Raw genomic sequence first — 19,626 nt, forward strand, 5'->3', positions numbered from 1 at the left:
GGTTCTTTATAGATTTGAGCCGATTCTGTGCCGTATCTTTCAAGGGTTCCAATATAGAATGGGTCTCGAACAATACCCTCAAGGTATGAAAGGAGTCATCATGGAACTGCGTCACCTGCGCTATTTCCAGGTGCTGGGGGAGACCCTCAACTTCACCCGCGCTGCCGAACGCCTGCACATCGCCCAGCCGCCGTTGAGCCGGCAGATCCAGCAATTGGAGGATGAACTGGGCGTCATTTTGCTTGAGCGTGGCCGACCGCTGCGGCTGACCGAGGCCGGGAGGTTTTTTTATGAACACGCCAACGTGCTGCTGGAACAACTGAACAAGGTCTGCGACAACACGCGACGCATCGGCCAGGGCGAAAAGACTTGGCTGGGCATCGGCTTTGCGCCCTCGACCCTGTATGGCGTGCTGCCAGAGCTGATCCGCCGGCTGCGCACCCATGAGGCGCTGGAGCTGGAGTTGGGGTTGTCGGAAATGACCACCTTGCAGCAGGTCGAAGCACTCAAGGCCGGGCGCATTGATGTGGGGTTCGGGCGGATTCGCATCGACGACCCAGCCATTGTCCAGCGCGTCTTGGTCGAGGATCGGCTGGTCGCTGTGCTGCCTGCCGGCCACCCGTTGCTCGATGCACCCGCCACCCTCGCCCAACTGGCCGCCGAGCCTTTTGTGCTCTACCCCGGCAACCCACGCCCCAGCTATGCCGACCATGTAATCGCGCTGTTCGACGCCCATGGCTTGAGCCTCAAGGTGGCGCAGTGGACCAACGAATTGCAGACCGCCATCGGCCTGGTCGGCGCCGGGATGGGCGTGACGCTGGTGCCTGCCTCGGTGCAGGTGCTGCACCGCGCGGACATCGGCTACACGCCAGTTGTGGAGGCGACTGCGACCTCGCCGATCATCCTCAGCCGACGGGTGAATGACCAGTCGCCAGGGCTCAGTCATTGCCTGCAACTGGTGGAAGAATTGCTGTAGGAGCGAGCTTGCTCGCGAAAAACGTCAACGATAACGTGGGCCTCCTGGATGAATGTGGTGCTCTCAGGTTTTTCGCGAGCAAGCTCGCTCCTACAGGGGTTAGCGCAGGCGTCGCGCATCATTGCGCTGCAGGGTCTGGCTTGGAGACTCATCGAACAGCTTGCGGTACTCCGCCGAGAACCGCCCCAGATGAGTAAAACCCCAGCCCAGGGCGATCTCGGAGATGGTGCAGGTGGAGCCCTGTTCAAGGATGGCCTGGCGTACCGCAGAAAGCCGATGCTTCTTCAAATAGGCCATCGGCGACAGCGCAAAGTACTTGCGAAAGGCATCAAACAACTTGAACCGCGACACACCGGCGGCGGCTTCCAGGTCTTCCAGATGCACGGCGTCCCGAGCATGGTCGTGGATGTACTGCCGCGCACGGATCAGGTAATGCGGTAGTTTCACACCGAGGACATCGCGCAGCTCTTCGGAGTAATTGTTCGGCTGGGCCAGGATCAGGCCCTTGATCAGCGAGCTTTCCAGGTCACGGGTAAACGCCGGTTGCTCATACAATTCACTGCCGTGTTCCAGCTCGGCGATGAAGTAGCGCGCCATGCGCCACCACGCCGCCGAAGCGCCGTCCACCGCGTCCATCACCGACTCAAAGCGCAGCGGCGCCTCAATCGGCCGTTGCAGCAAACCTTCCAGCGACTCACTCATTGCCGCCCGCGTGATCACCACCTGCAACTTGCGACAGTCGCCGGAAATCGCCAGCACCTGGTGCTCGTTGGGCGAGATGATCACGCCCTGGTCGCGGTTGGAGTTCAGGCGCTCACCGTTCTTGCTCAACTCCTGCTCGCCCACCAACGGCAGGCTCAGGCTGTAGCTGCTGAAGTGCTCGGCGTCTTCGATGTCGATGGTCACGTCGGTGCCGTATTCGATCACACCCAAGGTGGTGGCGCGGGACTTGAACATATTGGCACTGTGGTGGAAACGCAGGCGCTCGGGCGTGGCGGTGGCCAGGCGATGGGGCCCGCAGATGCCGGACATCCAGCTGCGTGCGCCTTCCAGGTCGAAGCGTTGAATCGTTTGGCTGCTCATCAGGGTGCACCCACGGCGGTTAGGCTGTTGCGCGCTCTGGCGGCGCGTCGTTGTTGTTCGACAGCAAGTAATGCGCCACGCCGACGCAATGGCCAGCGGGTGGATAGCAATGGTCGACTAAGTGGATAAGACGCCGACTTTTACGGCCATTGCCCTGCCAGACAGTAGCGCATCCCGTCACCACTGCGCACCGGGTTGGGTATTTGCTGCCCAATTATCCGGCGCAGGTTCCCCCATTAAGCGGATAGCCCGCGCCCTGCCCCGCTGCCTCTAATAAACCACCGATTAGCCCCTATCAAAAAGGTGCCTCCCATGAGTGGTGCAAGAAGCGTCGAGCAGTGGAAAACATTTATCGAAGGTTGCCTGGATTTTCGCCCGGCGGATGAAGTGTTCCGCATCGCCCGTGACATGTTCACCGAGCCGGAGCTGTTCGATCTGGAGATGGAACTGATCTTCGAAAAAAACTGGATCTACGCCTGCCACGAAAGCGAACTGGCGAATAACCACGACTTCGTGACGATGCGCGCCGGGCGCCAGCCAATGATCATCACCCGCGACGGCGAGGGCCAACTCAACGCGCTGATCAACGCCTGCCAGCATCGCGGCACCACTTTGACGCGGGTCGGCAAGGGCAACCAGTCCACTTTCACCTGCCCGTTCCACGCCTGGTGCTACAAGAGCGATGGCCGGCTGGTGAAGGTCAAGGCGCCGGGGGAATACCCGGAGGGTTTCGACAAGGCGACGCGCGGGCTGAAAAAGGCGCGCATCGAGAGCTACAAAGGCTTCGTGTTCATCAGCCTGGATGTGGCAGGCACCGACAGCCTGGAAGACTTCCTGGGCGACGCCAAAGTGTTCTTCGACATGATGGTCGCCCAGTCCGCTACCGGTGAGTTGGAGGTACTGCCGGGCAAATCCGCCTACACCTACGACGGCAACTGGAAGCTGCAAAACGAGAACGGCCTGGACGGTTATCACGTCAGCACCGTGCACTACAACTACGTGGCCACGGTGCAGCATCGCCAGCAAGTGAACACCGAGAACGGCACCGGCGCAGGCAGCACCCTCGATTACAGCAAGCTCGGCGCGGGTGACGCCAACACCGATGACGGCTGGTTTGCCTTCAACAATGGCCACAGTGTGTTGTTCAGCGACATGCCCAACCCCAGCGTACGATCCGGCTACGCCACCATCATGCCGCGCCTGGTGGAAGAACACGGCCAGCCAAAGGCCGAGTGGATGATGCACCGCCTGCGCAACCTGAATATCTACCCGAGCCTGTTTTTCCTCGACCAGATCAGCTCGCAGCTGCGCATCATCCGCCCGGTGGCGTGGAACAAGACCGAGATCATCAGCCAGTGCCTGGGGGTGAAGGGTGAATCCGACGCCGACCGCGAAAACCGTATTCGCCAGTTCGAGGACTTCTTCAACGTCTCCGGCATGGGCACGCCGGACGACCTGGTGGAATTCCGCGAAGCCCAACGTGGTTTCCAGGGCCGCCTGGAACGCTGGAGCGACATCTCCCGCGGCAGCCACCGCTGGGAAACCGGCCCCACGCCGAACAGCGAAGCCATCGGTATCCAACCGACCATGACCGGCACCGAATTCACCCATGAAGGTCTCTACGTGAACCAGCACCGCAACTGGCAGCAGTTCCTGCTCAAGGGTCTCGACAACCAAGCGCTGACACTGCGGGAGGTGAAGTGATGAATGCGCAACTGCAGTACCAGATCGAGCAGTTCTTCTACCGCAAATCCGAGCTGTGCGACGCCCAGGATTGGGACGCCTATGTGCAATTGTTCGACCCGCAGAGTGAGTTCCACCTGCCGCAATGGGACTCGGAACACGTCTACACCCGTGATCCCAAGCGCGAGATGTCGTTGATCTACTACGCCAACCGCTCGGGCCTGGAAGACCGTGTGTTCCGTTTGCGCACCGGCAAAGCCGCGTCGGCGACACCGATGCCGCGCACCCTGCACCTGATCAATAACGTGCGCATTGCCGAGCAGGTGGATGGAACGCTGGAGGTGAAATTGAACTGGCACACGTTGTTCTATCGATTGGCTACGTCGGAGCAGTTCTATGGACAGGCTACCTACAGCCTCAAGCCCCATGACGACAGTTGGTTGATCACCCGCAAGCACGCGCTGCTGCTCAACGACACCATCAACTCGGTGCTGGATTTCTATCACCTTTGACCCAGCACATCACACCCTGTGGCGAGGGAGCTTGCTCCCGCTGGGCTGCGTAGCGGCCCCAAAATCTTGGGAGCGCTGCGCACTCCAGCGGGAGCAAGCTCCCTCGCCACAAGTTATGCGCCAGCAATACATGCGTGGAGTTTCGCGAATGAATCACAAAGTAGCCTTCAGTTTTGCCGACGGCAAGACTCTGTTCTTCCCCGTCGGCGCCCATGAAATCCTCCTGGATGCGGCGCTGCGCAACGGCATCAAGATCCCGCTGGATTGCCGTGAAGGTGTCTGCGGCACCTGCCAGGGCCGTTGCGAGTCCGGCGATTACAGCCAGGACTATGTAGACGAAGAAGCCCTGTCCAGCCTCGACCTGCAACAGCGCAAGATGCTCAGTTGCCAGACGCGGGTGAAGTCTGACGCAACGTTTTACTTCGACTTTGATTCGAGCCTGTGCAACGCGCCGGGGCCGGTTCAGCTCAAGGGCAGCGTGAGCGCGGTGGAACAGGTGTCGGACAGCACGGCGATCCTGTGGGTGCAGCTGGATCAGGCGCTTGATTTTCTGCCGGGCCAATATGCGCGCCTGTCGGTGCCTGGCACGCACAGTTGGCGGTCCTATTCCTTCGCCAACCTGCCGGGCAACCGCCTGCAATTTTTGGTGCGCCTGTTGCCCGACGGGGTGATGAGCAACTACCTGCGCGAGCGCTGCCAGGTGGGCGATGAGCTGTTGATGGAAGCGCCCCTCGGCGCCTTCTACCTGCGCCACGTCACCCAGCCATTGGTACTGGTGGCGGGCGGAACCGGGTTATCGGCCTTGCTGGGCATGCTCGATGAACTGGCCACCAATGGTTGCGACCAACCGGTGCACCTGTATTACGGCGTGCGCGGTGCCGAGGACTTGTGCGAAGCGGCGCGCATCCAGGGTTATGCTGCAAAAATCGCAGGCTTTCGCTACACCGAAGTCCTCAGCGCCCCCTCCGACGATTGGCCCGGCAAGCGCGGCTACCTCACCGAGCATTTCGACCTGGCCGAATTACGGGACAGATCGGCGGATATGTACCTGTGCGGCCCCCCTCCAATGGTCGAATCCATCCAGCAATGGCTGGCGGATCAGGCACTTGATGGCGTTCAGCTGTATTACGAAAAGTTTACGCAGAGTAATATCTGACCCTCAGCAGTTCTGAGGGGCTGATGCGGCGCGCACTCACCCTCAAGAAAAACAAGTAGAAGGGAATGTTAATGGCGGATGACATGGTTAACCCGGTAGGCCTCAAGCGTGGCCTGAAGAACCGGCACATTCAGCTGATCGCCTTGGGAGGGGCGATCGGCACGGGGTTGTTCCTCGGCTCGGCCGGGGTGCTCAAGTCGGCGGGACCGTCGATGATCCTGGGTTACGCGATTGCGGGTTTTATCGCGTTCCTGATCATGCGCCAGCTCGGCGAGATGATCGTCGAAGAGCCGGTGGCCGGTTCCTTCAGCCACTTCGCGCACAAATACTGGGGCGGCTACGCAGGCTTCCTGGCGGGCTGGAACTACTGGGTGCTCTACGTGCTGGTGGGCATGGCCGAACTGACGGCGGTGGGTAAGTACATCCAGTTCTGGTGGCCGGAGATCCCGACCTGGGTCAGTGCACTGGTGTTCTTTGTCGCGGTGAACCTGATCAACACCCTGAACGTGAAGTTCTTTGGTGAGGCCGAGTTCTGGTTTGCGATCATCAAGGTGGTGGCGATTGTCGGCATGATCGTGCTCGGCTGCTACCTGCTGTTCAGCGGCACCGGCGGCCCGCAAGCCACGGTCAGCAACCTGTGGAGCCACGGCGGGTTCTTCCCGAATGGCGGCATGGGGCTGTTGATGTCGATGGCGTTCATCATGTTCTCCTTCGGTGGCCTGGAACTGGTGGGCATCACTGCCGCCGAAGCCAGCGAACCGCGCAAGGTGATTCCCAAAGCGATCAACCAGGTGGTCTACCGAATCCTGATTTTCTACGTCGGCGCCCTGACCGTGCTGCTGTCGCTGTACCCGTGGGACCAGTTGCTGCAAACCCTCGGCGCCTCGGGCGATGCCTACAGTGGTAGCCCGTTCGTGCAGATCTTCTCGCTGATCGGCAACGACACCGCCGCGCACATCCTCAACTTCGTGGTGCTGACCGCGGCGCTGTCGGTGTACAACAGCGGCGTGTACTGCAACAGCCGCATGCTGTTCGGCCTGGCCGAACAAGGTGATGCACCGAAATCGCTGATGAAGCTGAACAAGCAAGGTGTGCCGATCCGCGCCCTGGCGATTTCGGCATTGGTGACGATGCTGTGCGTGGTGGTCAACTACGTGGCACCGCAGAGCGCGCTGGAGCTGCTGTTCGCGCTGGTGGTTGCCTCGCTGATGATCAACTGGGCGCTGATCAGCATCACCCACATCAAGTTCCGCAAAGCCATGGGCGAACAAGGCCTGACGCCGTCGTTCAAGACCTTCTGGTTCCCGTTCAGCAACTACCTGTGCCTGGCGTTCATGGTGATGATCATCAGCGTGATGCTGGCGATTCCGGGCATCAGCGAGTCGGTGTATGCGATGCCGGTGTGGGTGGGGATTATCTACATTGCCTACCGATTGCGGGTGAGAAACGCAAAAGCCGTGACCGCATAAAACCTGTAGGAGTCGGCTTGCCGGCGATAGGCCTCAAGCCCTGCGGTAATTTTGAGGACGCCATCGCCGGCAAGCCGGGCTCCTACAGGAGGCGTGTTTCAGCCAATAAAAAGCCCCGGAATTCCGGGGCTTTTTGTTTAGAGCGTGGAGCGTACCCGCCACAGTTCCGGGAACAGCACCGTGTCGAGCATCTTGCGCAAATACCCCACCCCTTCCGTGCCACCCGTTCCCGGCTGGAAACCAATGATCCGCTCTACCGTCGTCACATGGCGGAAGCGCCACTGACGGAACGAGTCCTCCAGGTCGATAAACTTTTCGGCCAACTGATACAAATCCCAATACCGGCTCGGATCGCGATACACCTCACGCCACGCCGCCTCTACCGATTCATCGTGGACCGTCGCCGCCGTCGGGTCGCGCTCGGCCCGCTTCGGATCAATCGCCAGGCCGGCCTTGATCATCAAGTTGATCGCTTCGTCGTACAGCGACGGCGTGGCAATCGCCACTTTCAACTCGTTCAACAGCTCCGGCCGATGGGCGTGGGGCCGCAACAGCGCCGCGCTTTTATTGCCGAGGATAAATTCGATCTCACGGTACTGGAACGACTGGAACCCCGACGACTGCCCCAGGAACGGGCGAATCGACTTGTACTCCGACGGCGTCATCGTCGCCAGCACCGCCCAGGCATGCACCAGTTGATCGAAGATCCGCGACACCCGCGCCAGCATCTTGAACGCCGGCGGCAGCTCGCCCAAGCGCACGTGTTCGCGGGCGGCCTTGAGTTCGTGGAGCATCAGTTTCATCCACAGCTCGGAGGTCTGGTGCTGGATGATGAAGAGCATTTCGTTGTGGTCCGGCGACAACGGATGCTGGGCGCTGAGGACTTTGCCCAGGTCCAGGTAATCGCCGTAGCTCATGGACTCGGAGAAATTCAGTTCGGCGTTATGCCATTCTTCCGGGGGTTGGTAATCAGCAGAGAAGGGACATTGGCTCATCGCGTGGGCTCCTTGAGCGGACGGAGAATGGCGCGGACCGGGCTCGCGTCCAGGTTGGCAAACCGCAGCGGCAGTGCGATCAATTCATAGTCGCCCTCGGGTACGTCATCGAGCACGATGCCTTCGAGAATCGCCATGCCATGGCGCGCCACGGCGTTGTGAGAATCCATGGTCTTGGACTGCTGCGGGTCCAGGGATGGCGTATCGATGCCGATCAAGCGCACACCCAGGCTGGCGAGCAGCTCGATGGTTTGCGGAGCGATGGCGGTGAAACTCGAATCCCACTCAGTCAGCGGCGCTTGTGGATAAGTGCGCAGCAACACGCGCTCGGGCAAGTTATCCACACGGCCTTCCAACTGATGCGGCTGCACCAGCGCGCCGCTGTCCAGGCAATGCAGCACCCGGCATGGGCCCATGTACACATCCAGCGACACTTCGCCAATCGGCGCGCCGTCCGCGCTGTAATGCAGCGGCGCGTCCACATGGGCGCCGGTGTGTGGGGACAAGGTGATACGCCCGACATTCACCGGACACTCCGGGCCAAACTGCCACACGCGCTCTTCCTGGAATGGAGTATCTCCCGGCCAGGTCGGGGTCGCCGTACTCAAGGGCGGGCTGATATCCCACCACGTTTTTATTGGGTTCATTTCAAGGCTCTCGGCGGTTACTGGGGTGAATGATACGAGGGCCGGCTGCGAATTTTCTTGCGAATTCTGGCGTGAAGCGGGAAATCTTTCGCACTTACTGCGAAGAAATACAGAATTCGTGACTGGATATTCCAAATGTAGGAGCCGGCTTGCCGGCGATGGCGTTCCGACGGGCGCTATCGCCGGCAAGCCGGCTCCTACAGGGTTTTGTCTTGCGCAGGACCTGCGCTTCTGAGCATCCCGATGTCGAGTTCAGACCACTGACGCAACGCCCAAGGCCTTAGGGTGGATCCTTCCATTCCCTGCCCTGGAGACATCATGTCCAAGCCCATCACCGTACTGCGCGACACCCACCCCCTGCCGGTCCTGGACGCCTGCAAATGGGAAAAGCTCGAAGGCGACCCGCACACCGTCAACCTCAACGCCTACACCAGCGAAGACGGCAGCAAGATCATGGGCACCTGGATCTGCACCCCGGGCAAGTGGTACGTGGACTACGTGAAGTGGGAATACTGCCACTTCCAGGAAGGCTACTGCATCATCACCCCAGAAGGTCTGGAGCCGATTCATTTGCGGGCTGGGGATATCTTTGTGGTGGAGCCGGGGATGAAGGGGACGTGGGAAGTGGTCGAGACGGTGCGTAAGTATTTTGTGTTTGCTTGAAGCATTCACATAGGGAAAAAGCATAAAAAAACCGCCCCAATCGGCGGTTTTTTTTGCTCAAAAATCAGCAGCGAGCACCTGCAAGCACTCCTAATGGCTCCATTTCCTTGCCTTTAGTAGCTGCAACATTGAAGAAACGCCGCTGATTGGCAGAGATGCTGCCACCGAGCTTTTTCGCTTCCGCAGAAAAACCAGCAACCAATAATGGTTTCGCTTTTGGGCTAAAATTTTTCATTGAACCAAGCTCCTTTAGGGGCTAGAGACTTACGTTTATCTTAGGCTGGCTGGACTGAAATCACAAGACGGTTAGCTTCATCAAGCACAAAGCCGAGCTTTTCGTACCATGGAACAACCTTTGGCTCAGGATCCTGAATTTCAATAGAAACACACTTAATAGTCCGAGCATAAGCATCAACCGCACTCAAGGCCAGAGCCGCGATGTAGCCTTTCAAAGGATGCGTTTTATCAGGATTACCTTCTAGCAGGACAATTTTGATGGTGATCTTGCTATCACGTGGGGTCGCATAGCAGAGCCCACATAATTGTTGATCGTACCAAATGGACAGATCAAAGCCTTTGAAATCCTTGACTTTCCACTCAGTTATGTCTTCCCACGGAAAGTGACTGACTTCACCCTCCCACCGATAAAACGCTTCGAGTGCATTCGAATCAATGACATCAAATTTTATAGATAAAGGATCAAGCGCGTTTTCCTCAATACCAGCCAACTGCTCGCGAAATATGGTCAGTGCCGATTTTCTTGCTTGAGACTGATAGACCGCAAATTTAAGATGATTGGACTGTTGACGAGCCATGCAGATGAGATTCTTATAGGAAATGGAGGAAAGTTCTAATTTTCATCAACAAAAAATACAGCGTCCAAAGTATAACGAATCGACCTTTCGCGTCCACAAGCCTAGGTGTTGAATATCATGATCACCCACCATCTCACTTCGAAGGCCCTACCTTTACCCAATGGACAACCATGGTGAGCAACGTCCCATGAACGTTCATAACGACCGACAAAAGATTGTAGTTTTTACGGGGGCTGGCATCAGCGCTGACAGTGGACTGACCACCTTCAATGATAAAAACGGTCTATGGATGGATCATCGCATTGAGGACGTTGCCACGCCTCAGGCATGGCAACGGTATCCTGAAGAAATACTTGATTTTTACAACGACTTGCGTGAAAAGATCTCCTTCGCTGCGCCTAATGCGGCACACCTTGCAATAGCTGAGTTGGAGTCGCGGTATGAGGTGATAGTCATTACCCAAAATATTGATGATCTGCATGAACGGGCAGGGTCAACGAACGTACTGCATTTACATGGGCAAATCACCTTCGCACAAAGTTCCATTAACGAAAATCTGATTTACAAAATTGATAAAAAACCAATTCACATGGGGGATCTATGCGAAAAAGGAAGTCAACTCAGACCCTATGTCGTCTGGTATGGAGAGCACGTTCAAAATTTCAGTGCCGCACTGGAACACATTAAGTCTGCGACTAAAATATTGGTCGTAGGAACGTCCCTAACCACGCAGCCCGCAGCTGGCCTGGTATCAAAAGCAAGGCATCATGCAGAGAAAATTTTGATAGGTTTTTTTACCGAACGCAAACCTTACGGCTATTTGTTTCTACGTGGAAAGGCTTCAAGCATGGTGCCCTACGTTGTCAATTGCTGGCTCAAAGGCCAAAAAGTCCGATAAAACAAAAAACGGGAACCCATCCTAAGCAGGCTCCCGGAAAACGCCCCTATTTGGGCTTGCGATAGCTGTTGATGATCGCCGAGAAATCCTTGCCCCCTTCCCCACGCTGGCTCATCGATTGATACAGCTGCTGGGCCACAGCGCCCAGAATCACAGGTTGCTTGGCCTGACGCGCCGCTTCCGTGGCCAAGCCCAAATCCTTGAGCATCAGGTCAGCACCAAACCCACCGGTGTAACCCCGCGACGACGGTGCGGTTTCGATCACGCCCGGCCATGGGTTGTAGGTGTCGGAACTCCAGCAACGCCCGGTCGAGCTGTTGATGATCCCTGCCAGCACTTGCGTGTCGATGCCCAACGCATCACCCAAGGCCATGGCCTCACTGACGCCGACCATGCTGATCCCCAGCAACAGGTTGTTGCAGATCTTGGCGATTTGCCCCGTGCCCACATCACCGCAGTGCACGATGTTGCGGCCCATCTGCGCCAACACCGGCTGCAGGGTGGCGAACAGTTCCGGAGTGGCGCCGACCATGAAGGTCAGCGTCCCGGCTGCGGCGCCACCGGTGCCGCCGGAGACCGGGGCATCGGCCACGGCCACACCTTGCTTGGCCGCCACAGCCGCTACGTCGCGGATGGTCTGCGGGTCGATGGTGCTGCAATCCACCGCAGGTACGCCTTTTCCGATGCCGGCGAGTACGCCGTCTTCATTCAGCCACACGCTACGCACATGGGCGGCGGCGGGCAGCATGGTGATCACCAGTTCAGCGCCGGTAGCCGCATCACGCGGTGAATCACTGATTGTGCCCCCCAGTTCGGCCAGTTCCTTGAGCACTGTCTGATTCAGGTCGAACAGGTTCAGCGCATGGCCGGCCTTGATCAGGTTGCGGGCCATGGGTGCGCCCATGTTGCCCAAGCCGATAAATGCAATCTTCATGGTCGTCTCCCGGGATCAGCGCAGGTTGATGGTGGTGTTGACGCCATCGTTGACCGTGTCGTCATCAAACCAGCGGCTGGTGACGGTCTTGGTCTGGGTGTAGAACTGCACCACTTGCTTGCCGTACGGGCCGAGGTCGCCGAGCTTGGAGCCACGCGAACCGGTGAAGCTGAAGAACGGGACCGGCACCGGGATCGGGATGTTGATGCCGACCTGGCCTACGTCGATTTCGCTCTGGAACTTGCGCGCCGCCGCGCCGCTCTGGGTGAACAAGCCGGTGCCGTTGCCGAACGGGTTGGCGTTGACCAAGGCGATGGCCTCGTCGAGGGTCGCCACTTCCAGCACCACCAGCACCGGGCCGAAGATTTCCTGGGTGTAGATCTGCATATCGGTGGTCACGCCCGAGAATAGGGTCGGGCCGACAAAGTTGCCTTGCTCGAAGCCCGGCACCTTGATGTCGCGGCCGTCCAGTTCCAGCTTGGCGCCTTCTTTCACGCCGCTTTCAATCAGTTCCAGGATACGTGCCTTGGCGCGCTTGGAGATCACTGGGCCGACGTCGGTGCCCGCTTCGCTGCCCGCGTTGACCTTGAGTTTCTGCGCCAGCGCCTTCAAGTCCGGCAACCACTGCTTGGACGCGCCCACCAGCACCACCACCGAAGTGGCCATGCAACGCTGGCCCGCCGCACCGAAACCGGCGCCGACCAGGGCATTGAGGGTGTGCTCGCGGTTGGCATCCGGCAGCACCACCGCGTGGTTCTTGGCGCCCATCATCGACTGCACACGCTTGCCGTGTTTGCCGGCCAAGTCGTAGACGTGAGTACCCACTGCGGTCGAACCGACGAAGGACACGGCTTTGATATCTTTGTGGGTGCACAGCGCATCCACCACATCCTTGCCGCCGTGCACCACGTTGAGCACGCCAGCCGGCACGCCAGCTTCCAGCGCCAGCTCCACCAGCAGCATCGTCGACAACGGGTCCTGCTCGGACGGTTTGAGCACGAAGGTGTTACCGCAAGCAATCGCCATCGGGAACATCCACAGCGGAATCATCGCCGGGAAATTGAAAGGGGTGATGCCGGCGCACACGCCGATCGGCTGGCGCAGGGTGTAGGTGTCGACGCCACCGGCAACGTTTTCAGCGAACTCGCCCATTTGCAGGGTACCGATGGAGCAGGCGTGCTCCACCACTTCCAGGCCACGGAAAATGTCGCCCTCGGCATCGGCAATGGTCTTGCCCTGCTCGTTGCTGAGCACCACGGCAATGCGCTTGGAATGTTCGCGGATCAAGGCTTGCAGCTTGAGCATGATGCGCATGCGTGCGCCGATCGGGGTCAGCTTCCAGGTCTGGAAGGCGCGATGGGCGGCGTCGATGGCAGCGTTGACTTCATCGGCGGTAGCGAACGGGACTTTGGCCAGCACCTCTTGGGTGGCCGGGTTGACGATGTCTTGCCAGTGGGTGGTCTTTGACTCGACCCATTCACCATTGATCAGCAGCTTGACCTGTTGCACGGAAATATCGGCAGAAGCGTTCATGTGGTCTCCAATCTTATATTTATGCAGAGACAAGGCGCGTAACCGCCTTGGGAAATGAGGCGTTCGGACTGTTTTTGGAGTATAGATGTGCAAATCTCTAATAAGAACGCACATAAAAGCCGGACCAATATGCAAAAAAACATCACGTCGCTGGGCTCCCTGAACTGGGATGACCTGAAGTTTTTCCTCGAAGTGGCCCGCACCCGCAAGGCCAGCGTGGCCGCCAAGCGCCTGGCGGTGGACTACACCACGGTGTCGCGGCGCATCAGTTCATTGGAAGTGTCCCTCGGTACGCTGCTGTTCGAAAAATCCCGGACCAACGGCTTCGTCCTCACCACCGAAGGCCAGCGCTTGCTGGGCTACGCCGAGTCCATCGAAAGCACCCTGCACATGGCCTGCGAGCAAGTCTCCGGCTCTGGCGTGGCGCTGTCGGGCCATGTGCGCATGGGCTGCACCGAAGGGTTCGGCAGCTTTTTCGTCACCCCGCAATTGAGCCACTTCGTCGACACCTACCCGGCCATCTCAGTGGACATCCTGCCCCTGCCCCACTTCATCAGCCTGTCCAAGCGCGAAGCCGATATCGTCATCGCCCTGGAACGCCCGGAGCATGGCCCGTATGTGTGCTGCAAACTGTGCGACTACAAATTGCAGCTGTACGCGACCCAGGAATACCTCGACCAACACCCGCCGATCCGCAAACCGGCGGATTTGGCCGAGCATCCGTTTATCAGCTATGTGGATGATTTGGCCTTCAGCTCGGAGTTGCTGTACCTGGCGAATGTGGTGCCCGGCGCCAGCGCCAGCTTGCGCAGTACCAGCGTGATCGCGCAGTACGTGGCGGCGCAGCAAGGGCGGTCGATGGCGATATTGCCGTGTTTTTTGGCAGCGCAGGATCCACGGTTGTTGCCGGTGCTGGGGGAGCAGATATCCATCACTCGCCAGTTCTGGATGTATTGCCGGGAGGATCTGAGGAAGTTGAAGCGGATTACGTTGTTGTGGGACTACATCAGGGAGGTGACGGAGCAGAATCAGGGGTTGTTGATGGGGGAGACCAGGGAGATCAGGTTCGCGGATTAAAGGGCCATCAACGATGATTCGCTTTAATTTGCAGGAGGTTTCCTAGAGAATCTCCGGCCTATTGTGCCTTAGGGTTCGAGTCATTAGCCTCCGTACTTCGCTGACATCAGCGAACGGGTTTAGCGACCCGAACCCGGACACAGCCTCCAACGGCAAGCGCTTCATGCTCGTCGTTGTCGTGTTATGGCGGCTGTGCGTGGGAGACCTTCGGGTCTGCCGGGTCCTGGGTCCGGTTCGCTAACCTGCGTACAGCTGCCACCCTTTCATGTTTAGCGACATGAGTGGGTGGCTCCCTAAACTCCCAGGTATAGATCATGACTAAAATCGTCCCCGATCCACCGCTTTCCTCCATCACCACCCTCGGCGTCGTCACCTTCGGGGACTACGGCGAAAACGAAAAACCCCTGTTCCGCGTCAACGCCGGCATGCCCATTGAGGAAGCGTTAGAGCACGCCTCCACCCTGCTTTTCTACTCCAAGAAACTCGCGATGGAAGCCGCCATGGATGTACGCGGCGAGCAATACGCGTGGGCCGCGCATTACCTGTGTGAGATGGGCAAAGCCGTGGTCGATGACCTGACGCAAGCGATGACACCGGGCCGTTAAGCGAACACCGTTCGAATGCGGGAGGAGCCCTGCTCCTCCCAACATTTAAACGGAGGTAGTCCCGGCTATTTGTGGATACCGAGCCCGAACTTCGCGCAGGAACTCACCCGCACGGGTCTTGAGCCATTCAATCAGACGCGCAATATCCGGCTCTGACTGCCGCCCATTTCGACAAATGATGTAGTAGGCCGCTGGGGACATCATCACGGGGCTTTTCAACGCAACCAATGCACCGCTTTCCAATTGGTCATACACCAACGCAGTCCTGCCCAGCGCAATCCCTGTGCCCTTTACCGCCAGACTGATCGCCAAGCTCGAATCCGGAAAGCGCGGCCCATGATGATAAGGCGGCGTGGGCAGGCCCTGAAACGCAAACCAGCTTTCCCACCCCGGACACACCTGATCGTCGACCCTATGAATCAGCGGGTATTGGGCGACATCCTCCGGCGCAATATCCCCCTTCGGCCTTAGAAATTCCGGCGAGCAAACGGGGAACACCGCGTCACGCATCAGCAGTTCAACATGATGATCCGGGTAATCGCCATACCCCATCACCACCGCGACATCGTATTGATGCGCTTCCAGACTGGTGCGGTTGATGTCAGCACTGGTCAACACCAGATCAAGGTTGAATGAGGCCTCAGTGTGAGAGCCGTGCATCCTGGGGATCAGCCATGTCGAGCAGAGCGAGGACGTGCATGAGAGGTACAGCGGTCGGGACTTTGCGGGGTTGAGTGAATGCAAGACCCCATCCAGCGCCTTGAAAAATCCGTCGGTGACCGGCAACAAAGCCTGCCCTGCTGACGTCAGCTTGACGCCGCGCGAATGCCGCTCAAACAACTGCACGCCCCACCATTCCTCCAGGCCTGCAATTTGATGGCTGATGGCGCTGGCGGTGAGGTTAAGCTGCGACGCCGCACGCGCAAAGCTACCGGTTTGCGCAGCGCTGACGAACGCTTGAAGCATCGGAGTGGGAGGCGGACGCTGGGCCATCAGGTGCTCACTTTGATCAAGATGATCCCGCAAACAATGACGAATGCCGACAGCATCCGTCGCCAACCGAACCGTTCGTGAAAGAACAGCGCGGCAATAATGGCGCCGATAATAACACTGGTTTCCCGCAGCGCTGAGACCTTGGCCACCGCGTCCAGCGACAACGCAAACAACACCAATCCGTAAGACGCCAGGTAAAAAACACCGCCTAACAGACCAACTCGCCAATGCCCACGTATCGCACGCATCAAGGTCAAACGCTCCCTGGAAAACGCCAGCACCGGGATCGGAATGCTCTGGAATACCGTCAGGTAGATGATGTATTGCAGCACCGTTTCACTGGCTCTCACGCCTTTGGCGTCCACCACCGTGTAAGCCGCGATAAACGCCCCGGCACACACCGCCATCAGGATCGGCTTGAGCATCTGCACCGTCATCCTGCGCACAAAGGTCAGGCTGATAATGCCTACACAAATCAACACCACACCCGCCAGCGCCTCGCGTGACAACTGCTCATGCAACAGAAAGTAGGAAAACAACGCGACCAGTACCGGCGGTATCCCACGCATCACCGGGTACACCTGCCCGAAATCTCCCGTTTCGTAGGCTTTGATCAGAAATAGCCGATACACCGTATTGAGTCCCACGGAGACGAGGATGTAGCCCCACACCTCCAGGCTCGGCACGCTGACAAACGGCAACGCCAACAGGCATATCACCAGGGCGGTGCCATCCACCATGGCCAAGGTCATGAAGCGACTGCTGCCGGCGCGGACGACAGCGTTCCAGGTGGCGTGCATGAAGGCAGAGATCAAGACCAGCGTGATCGCGATATCGGAGTTGTCCATGGGGCTCGGCTTGTGGCGGGTATCGGAGGATTTGAGTGATGAGCTTTTGGGGCGACTCAGAGCGGCCATTTAACTAAACCGACTTTGTCCGAAAAAGCGAAACCTCGTCAGCCTAGCCATCAACATTCGTCATGGCAGAGCATTCCTAAGGAGTCATTACTTAGCAAACGCTGTTTCATGCACACCGCAAACCAACTGTGGGAGCTGGCATGCCGGCGATGGCTGTGTGTCAGTCAGTACATCCGGTACTGAGACACCGCTATCGCCGGCAAGCCAGCTCCCACAGTTGATTAGGTTTCACATTGAGATTGGCGGGACGGGTTCAGTCCGCAATCACCACAATCGACACCCGCCGATTCTCCGTGCGCCCCGCCACCGTGGTGTTCGGCGCCACCGGCTCGCTGCTGCCCAGCCCGCGCAGTTGGATGTTTTCTTCCTTCATGCCGACACCGGTCAACACCGCCGCCACGCTTTTTGCGCGGCGCAGGGACAGTTGCTGGTTGTAGGTTTCCTTGCCCGACGCATCGGTGTGGCCGTCGACGCGCACGCGTTCGATGCCGACGCCCAGCAGGGCCTTGCCGATGCGCTGGACGATGTCGGTGCTGGGTTGGTTGAGGGTCTCGACATCGCTGCCGAACAGCACTTTGCCGGACAGGCCGAATGCCCAGCCTTCGTCCGTCAGTTCGAAGCCTTGCTGCTTGAGGACCGCCACTTGCGCCGGGGTCAGGCCTTTGGGGGGCGGCGTCTGGCAGCCGCCGAGGGCGAGCAGTGCTACCAGCAGGGTGATAAACATGAAGCGTGCGGTCGTGAACAAGGGGTCAACTCCTGTGTTGAACGTTGACGACGGGGTTATCCGACTCCGCCGTTTGCTGGCCGCCCGAGGATAAACGCTTGGCCTGGTACATCGCCGCGTCGGCGGCGTTGAGCAAGGTGCCAGGGGTGGCGCCATGATCGGGGTAGATCGCAATGCCGATACTGAGGGAGGTCAATACCTGGGTGTTACCGGGCACGGGGATGGGCAGGTCCATGCTGGCGATGATCTTTTCGGCAATACGCTCGGCGTCTTGCGCCTTGTGCAGCGGCGCCAGCAGGATGGCGAACTCATCGCCGCCCAGGCGCGCCACCAGGTCGTCTTCACGCAATTGCGCACGCACGCGCTCGGCGACGGCGACGAGGACGGCGTCGCCGGCGGCGTGGCCAAAGCTGTCGTTGATCTCTTTGAAGCGGTCGCTGTCGAGGTACAGCACCGCCACCTGTTCCTTAGCCTTGGCCGCACTGCGCAGGGCGCGGATCAAACGGCCTTCGAAGAACGCACGATTGGGCAGGCCGGTGAGGCTGTCGTGGTTGGCCTGGTGGGCGAGGGATTCGTTCTCGCTTTGCAGGTGGCTCTGCCAGGCTTCCATTTCGCCGAGCAAGGCGTTGAAGTCACTGCCGAGGCTGTCGAGTTCGGCGATTTGCGCCGGTGGCACGCGGCGGTCGAAATCGCGCTCGCTACGGGCGGCATGGGCCACGGCGGCGAGGCTTTGCAATGGGCCGGTGATGCCGCGCAACAAACGCCGCGCCAGGTGCAGGGCAACCCATGCGCTGAGGGCGGTACAGATGAGGATCCCGGCCAGGCCGCTGAGCAGGAAGCGCAGCAGGCTACCGCCGTGGCCGGTGAGATGAATGCTGCCGATGGCTTTGCCTTGATGCAGGATCGGCTGGCTGATGGGTTGTTCGAGCAGGGTGTGCGCCAACTCCAACTCGACCCGTGAGAGCATGCCGGTTTCCGGGCGTATCCACTTCGCCAGCAGCTTGCCATTGGCATCGAAGACTTCGGCCTCAGCCACTTCTTCGGTGGAGGCGATCAGGCTGAGGGCTTCAGTGGCCGCCGCGCTGTCGTTGAACACCACCGCCGCTTCCACGGTGTAGTTGATGGAGCGAGCGATCAGGTGCAGGTTGTGCTCGGCATAGACCCGCAGTGCCAGTACGCCAAGCAGGGTCAGTGAGACACTTGCCAGCGTCACCGCCACCAGCGCCAGGATCATGTGCCCGCGACCAATGACGGAACGCAAGGTCGGCCGCGCTTTGACGGCTGTCATGACGCAGGCGCTCGGCGGCGGGACAACTGCAACACGCTCGGGTGAATGCGCACGCCGCTGCGGGCGACGGAGTCGAGGTTGACCTCGAACGAGACCTGCTCATCGCTCACCCGCAGGCAGAACAGACTGCCCACGGTGCATTGGTCGCCGCCTTCGCTGATGCTCAGCACAGGATGGCCGATTAACGAGGTGAACAACTGGCTACGCTCATCGGCGCTGAGTTTGCCGATGTACACCGCGTCGCACGCATTGACGATATCGGGATGGCTGGCCAGCAGGCGCTGCACCACCACTGGGCGACCGGTGGCCTGGGTGGTGCCCTTGATCAGGTCGTCGGTGTATTGGGTCGGGCCGACGATGCACAGGCGCAATTGCGCAGGTTCTACCGGCCAGCGCGCATAACTGAGGATACCGAGTACCACTTGCGTCACTGCCTGGGCACGCTGGGCGGCAAGGCCCGCAGGGTCGGGCGCCTGGGCGAAGGTGTATGGCGCGAACACGCACAGGACCGCCACCAGCAGCAGGCGTCTCCAGCTCAAACTGCGCTCTGTGGGCGAGACAGCCACGTTCATGCAGCGATTCTCTCAGGTGTTTTCTAGATGATGCCGCAACGATAGCACAGCGGCGGAAAACCCCGCGAAGAGTAGGTCTTCGCAGG

Annotated in this window: 21 protein-coding genes; 9 read left to right on the forward strand and 12 right to left on the reverse strand. The window is 59.2% G+C overall.

Annotated elements, in window-relative coordinates:
• Positions 1-100: 100 nt before the first annotated feature.
• On the forward strand, positions 101-976 hold the full coding sequence (locus tag HX793_RS20350) for a LysR family transcriptional regulator (RefSeq protein ID WP_177096859.1): 876 nt from the start codon (positions 101-103) through the stop codon (positions 974-976).
• A gap of 99 nt (positions 977-1,075) precedes the next feature.
• On the opposite strand, the gene HX793_RS20355 is transcribed toward HX793_RS20350, so the two are convergent.
• Entirely contained in the window at positions 1,076-2,059 is a 984-nt protein-coding gene (locus HX793_RS20355) for an AraC family transcriptional regulator (RefSeq protein WP_177059878.1), read from the reverse strand.
• A gap of 312 nt (positions 2,060-2,371) precedes the next feature.
• Between HX793_RS20355 and antA the strand changes: the two genes are divergently transcribed.
• From antA to HX793_RS20375, 4 genes are all read left to right on the forward strand, one after another.
• Complete coding sequence (antA, locus tag HX793_RS20360) at positions 2,372-3,763, forward strand: anthranilate 1,2-dioxygenase large subunit (protein ID WP_177096858.1); 1,392 nt, start codon at positions 2,372-2,374, stop codon at positions 3,761-3,763.
• Entirely contained in the window at positions 3,763-4,254 is a 492-nt protein-coding gene (gene antB, locus HX793_RS20365; RefSeq protein ID WP_016974896.1) for an anthranilate 1,2-dioxygenase small subunit, read from the forward strand. The genes antA and antB overlap by 1 nt, the downstream gene beginning before the upstream one ends.
• 148 nt (positions 4,255-4,402) lie before the next feature.
• Positions 4,403-5,410, forward strand: coding sequence for an anthranilate 1,2-dioxygenase electron transfer component AntC (antC, locus tag HX793_RS20370; protein ID WP_177059874.1), 1,008 nt, complete (start codon positions 4,403-4,405; stop codon positions 5,408-5,410).
• A 71-nt stretch (positions 5,411-5,481) separates the two neighbouring features.
• Positions 5,482-6,879 carry an amino acid permease gene (locus HX793_RS20375; protein WP_177096856.1) on the forward strand — a complete coding sequence of 466 codons (1,398 nt, stop codon included), beginning with the start codon at positions 5,482-5,484 and terminating at the stop codon, positions 6,877-6,879.
• A 137-nt stretch (positions 6,880-7,016) separates the two neighbouring features.
• Here the strand turns inward: HX793_RS20375 and kynA are convergent, their stop codons facing one another.
• Both kynA and kynB read right to left on the reverse strand, forming a co-directional pair.
• On the reverse strand, positions 7,017-7,874 hold the full coding sequence (kynA, locus tag HX793_RS20380) for a tryptophan 2,3-dioxygenase (protein ID WP_122725634.1): 858 nt from the start codon (positions 7,872-7,874) through the stop codon (positions 7,017-7,019).
• On the reverse strand, positions 7,871-8,521 hold the full coding sequence (gene kynB / locus HX793_RS20385) for an arylformamidase (RefSeq protein WP_016974892.1): 651 nt from the start codon (positions 8,519-8,521) through the stop codon (positions 7,871-7,873). The genes kynA and kynB overlap by 4 nt, the downstream gene beginning before the upstream one ends.
• A 318-nt stretch (positions 8,522-8,839) precedes the next feature.
• Between kynB and HX793_RS20390 the strand changes: the two genes are divergently transcribed.
• Positions 8,840-9,184 carry a cupin domain-containing protein gene (locus HX793_RS20390; protein ID WP_010206533.1) on the forward strand — a complete coding sequence of 115 codons (345 nt, stop codon included), beginning with the start codon at positions 8,840-8,842 and terminating at the stop codon, positions 9,182-9,184.
• 64 nt (positions 9,185-9,248) lie between these two features.
• Here the strand turns inward: HX793_RS20390 and HX793_RS20395 are convergent, their stop codons facing one another.
• Entirely contained in the window at positions 9,249-9,419 is a 171-nt protein-coding gene (locus HX793_RS20395; protein WP_177052306.1) for a hypothetical protein, read from the reverse strand.
• A gap of 40 nt (positions 9,420-9,459) precedes the next feature.
• Positions 9,460-9,999, reverse strand: coding sequence for an N-acetyltransferase (locus HX793_RS20400; protein WP_177052307.1), 540 nt, complete (start codon positions 9,997-9,999; stop codon positions 9,460-9,462).
• Positions 10,000-10,186: 187 nt separating this feature from the next.
• Between HX793_RS20400 and HX793_RS20405 the strand changes: the two genes are divergently transcribed.
• Positions 10,187-10,897: an SIR2 family NAD-dependent protein deacylase gene (locus tag HX793_RS20405; RefSeq protein WP_177052308.1), complete on the forward strand. Its 711-nt coding sequence runs from the start codon at positions 10,187-10,189 to the stop codon at positions 10,895-10,897.
• A gap of 46 nt (positions 10,898-10,943) precedes the next feature.
• Here HX793_RS20405 and mmsB read toward each other — a convergent pair whose 3' ends face one another.
• Together mmsB and HX793_RS20415 are read right to left on the reverse strand one after the other, a co-directional pair.
• Positions 10,944-11,831, reverse strand: coding sequence for a 3-hydroxyisobutyrate dehydrogenase (gene mmsB, locus HX793_RS20410; protein ID WP_028617935.1), 888 nt, complete (start codon positions 11,829-11,831; stop codon positions 10,944-10,946).
• Between the two features lie 15 nt (positions 11,832-11,846).
• On the reverse strand, positions 11,847-13,364 hold the full coding sequence (locus HX793_RS20415) for a CoA-acylating methylmalonate-semialdehyde dehydrogenase (protein WP_177052309.1): 1,518 nt from the start codon (positions 13,362-13,364) through the stop codon (positions 11,847-11,849).
• Between the two features lie 129 nt (positions 13,365-13,493).
• Here HX793_RS20415 and HX793_RS20420 point away from each other — a divergent pair, with 129 nt between their 5' ends.
• On the forward strand, positions 13,494-14,441 hold the full coding sequence (locus tag HX793_RS20420) for a LysR family transcriptional regulator (protein WP_028617937.1): 948 nt from the start codon (positions 13,494-13,496) through the stop codon (positions 14,439-14,441).
• Positions 14,442-14,755: 314 nt separating this feature from the next.
• The gene (locus HX793_RS20425; RefSeq protein ID WP_025859400.1) at positions 14,756-15,046 is read left to right on the forward strand and encodes a DUF3077 domain-containing protein; all 291 of its coding nucleotides are present in this window, start codon (positions 14,756-14,758) and stop codon (positions 15,044-15,046) included.
• 45 nt (positions 15,047-15,091) lie between these two features.
• On the opposite strand, the gene HX793_RS20430 is transcribed toward HX793_RS20425, so the two are convergent.
• From HX793_RS20430 to yfiR, 5 genes are all read right to left on the reverse strand, one after another.
• On the reverse strand, positions 15,092-16,039 hold the full coding sequence (locus HX793_RS20430; RefSeq protein ID WP_177052310.1) for a LysR substrate-binding domain-containing protein: 948 nt from the start codon (positions 16,037-16,039) through the stop codon (positions 15,092-15,094).
• Positions 16,039-16,887, reverse strand: a complete 849-nt coding sequence (locus HX793_RS20435; RefSeq protein WP_177052311.1) for an EamA family transporter — start codon at positions 16,885-16,887, stop codon at positions 16,039-16,041. Before HX793_RS20435 ends, HX793_RS20430 begins: the two co-directional genes overlap by 1 nt.
• 322 nt (positions 16,888-17,209) lie before the next feature.
• A complete protein-coding gene (gene yfiB, locus HX793_RS20440) occupies positions 17,210-17,701 on the reverse strand; it encodes an outer membrane lipoprotein YfiB (RefSeq protein WP_033900332.1) in 492 nt (163 codons plus the stop codon).
• 4 nt (positions 17,702-17,705) lie between these two features.
• A complete protein-coding gene (gene dgcN / locus HX793_RS20445; RefSeq protein ID WP_177052312.1) occupies positions 17,706-18,968 on the reverse strand; it encodes a diguanylate cyclase DgcN/YfiN in 1,263 nt (420 codons plus the stop codon).
• Complete coding sequence (gene yfiR / locus HX793_RS20450; RefSeq protein ID WP_177003590.1) at positions 18,965-19,540, reverse strand: regulatory sequestration protein YfiR; 576 nt, start codon at positions 19,538-19,540, stop codon at positions 18,965-18,967. Before yfiR ends, dgcN begins: the two co-directional genes overlap by 4 nt.
• Positions 19,541-19,626 lie beyond the last annotated feature (86 nt).

This window comes from Pseudomonas reactans (assembly GCF_013387025.1).
Taxonomy (GTDB): Bacteria; Pseudomonadota; Gammaproteobacteria; order Pseudomonadales; family Pseudomonadaceae; genus Aquipseudomonas; species Aquipseudomonas reactans.

Bases quoted from the DNA above. Each gene is read 5' to 3' on its own strand.
- HX793_RS20350 (WP_177096859.1), top strand. From the start codon at position 101: ATGGAACTGCGTCACCTGCGCTATTTCCAGGTGCTGGGGGAGACCCTC.
- HX793_RS20405 (WP_177052308.1), top strand. From the start codon at position 10,187: ATGAACGTTCATAACGACCGACAAAAGATTGTAGTTTTTACGGGGGCT.
- HX793_RS20390 (WP_010206533.1), top strand. From the start codon at position 8,840: ATGTCCAAGCCCATCACCGTACTGCGCGACACCCACCCCCTGCCGGTC.
- kynB (WP_016974892.1), bottom strand. From the start codon at position 8,521: ATGAACCCAATAAAAACGTGGTGGGATATCAGCCCGCCCTTGAGTACG.
- yfiR (WP_177003590.1), bottom strand. From the start codon at position 19,540: ATGAACGTGGCTGTCTCGCCCACAGAGCGCAGTTTGAGCTGGAGACGC.
- HX793_RS20425 (WP_025859400.1), top strand. From the start codon at position 14,756: ATGACTAAAATCGTCCCCGATCCACCGCTTTCCTCCATCACCACCCTC.
- antA (WP_177096858.1), top strand. From the start codon at position 2,372: ATGAGTGGTGCAAGAAGCGTCGAGCAGTGGAAAACATTTATCGAAGGT.
- HX793_RS20400 (WP_177052307.1), bottom strand. From the start codon at position 9,999: ATGGCTCGTCAACAGTCCAATCATCTTAAATTTGCGGTCTATCAGTCT.
- dgcN (WP_177052312.1), bottom strand. From the start codon at position 18,968: ATGACAGCCGTCAAAGCGCGGCCGACCTTGCGTTCCGTCATTGGTCGC.
- HX793_RS20375 (WP_177096856.1), top strand. From the start codon at position 5,482: ATGGCGGATGACATGGTTAACCCGGTAGGCCTCAAGCGTGGCCTGAAG.
- HX793_RS20395 (WP_177052306.1), bottom strand. From the start codon at position 9,419: ATGAAAAATTTTAGCCCAAAAGCGAAACCATTATTGGTTGCTGGTTTT.
- HX793_RS20420 (WP_028617937.1), top strand. From the start codon at position 13,494: ATGCAAAAAAACATCACGTCGCTGGGCTCCCTGAACTGGGATGACCTG.
- HX793_RS20415 (WP_177052309.1), bottom strand. From the start codon at position 13,364: ATGAACGCTTCTGCCGATATTTCCGTGCAACAGGTCAAGCTGCTGATC.
- HX793_RS20435 (WP_177052311.1), bottom strand. From the start codon at position 16,887: ATGGACAACTCCGATATCGCGATCACGCTGGTCTTGATCTCTGCCTTC.
- mmsB (WP_028617935.1), bottom strand. From the start codon at position 11,831: ATGAAGATTGCATTTATCGGCTTGGGCAACATGGGCGCACCCATGGCC.
- antC (WP_177059874.1), top strand. From the start codon at position 4,403: ATGAATCACAAAGTAGCCTTCAGTTTTGCCGACGGCAAGACTCTGTTC.
- HX793_RS20430 (WP_177052310.1), bottom strand. From the start codon at position 16,039: ATGGCCCAGCGTCCGCCTCCCACTCCGATGCTTCAAGCGTTCGTCAGC.
- kynA (WP_122725634.1), bottom strand. From the start codon at position 7,874: ATGAGCCAATGTCCCTTCTCTGCTGATTACCAACCCCCGGAAGAATGG.
- antB (WP_016974896.1), top strand. From the start codon at position 3,763: ATGAATGCGCAACTGCAGTACCAGATCGAGCAGTTCTTCTACCGCAAA.
- HX793_RS20355 (WP_177059878.1), bottom strand. From the start codon at position 2,059: ATGAGCAGCCAAACGATTCAACGCTTCGACCTGGAAGGCGCACGCAGC.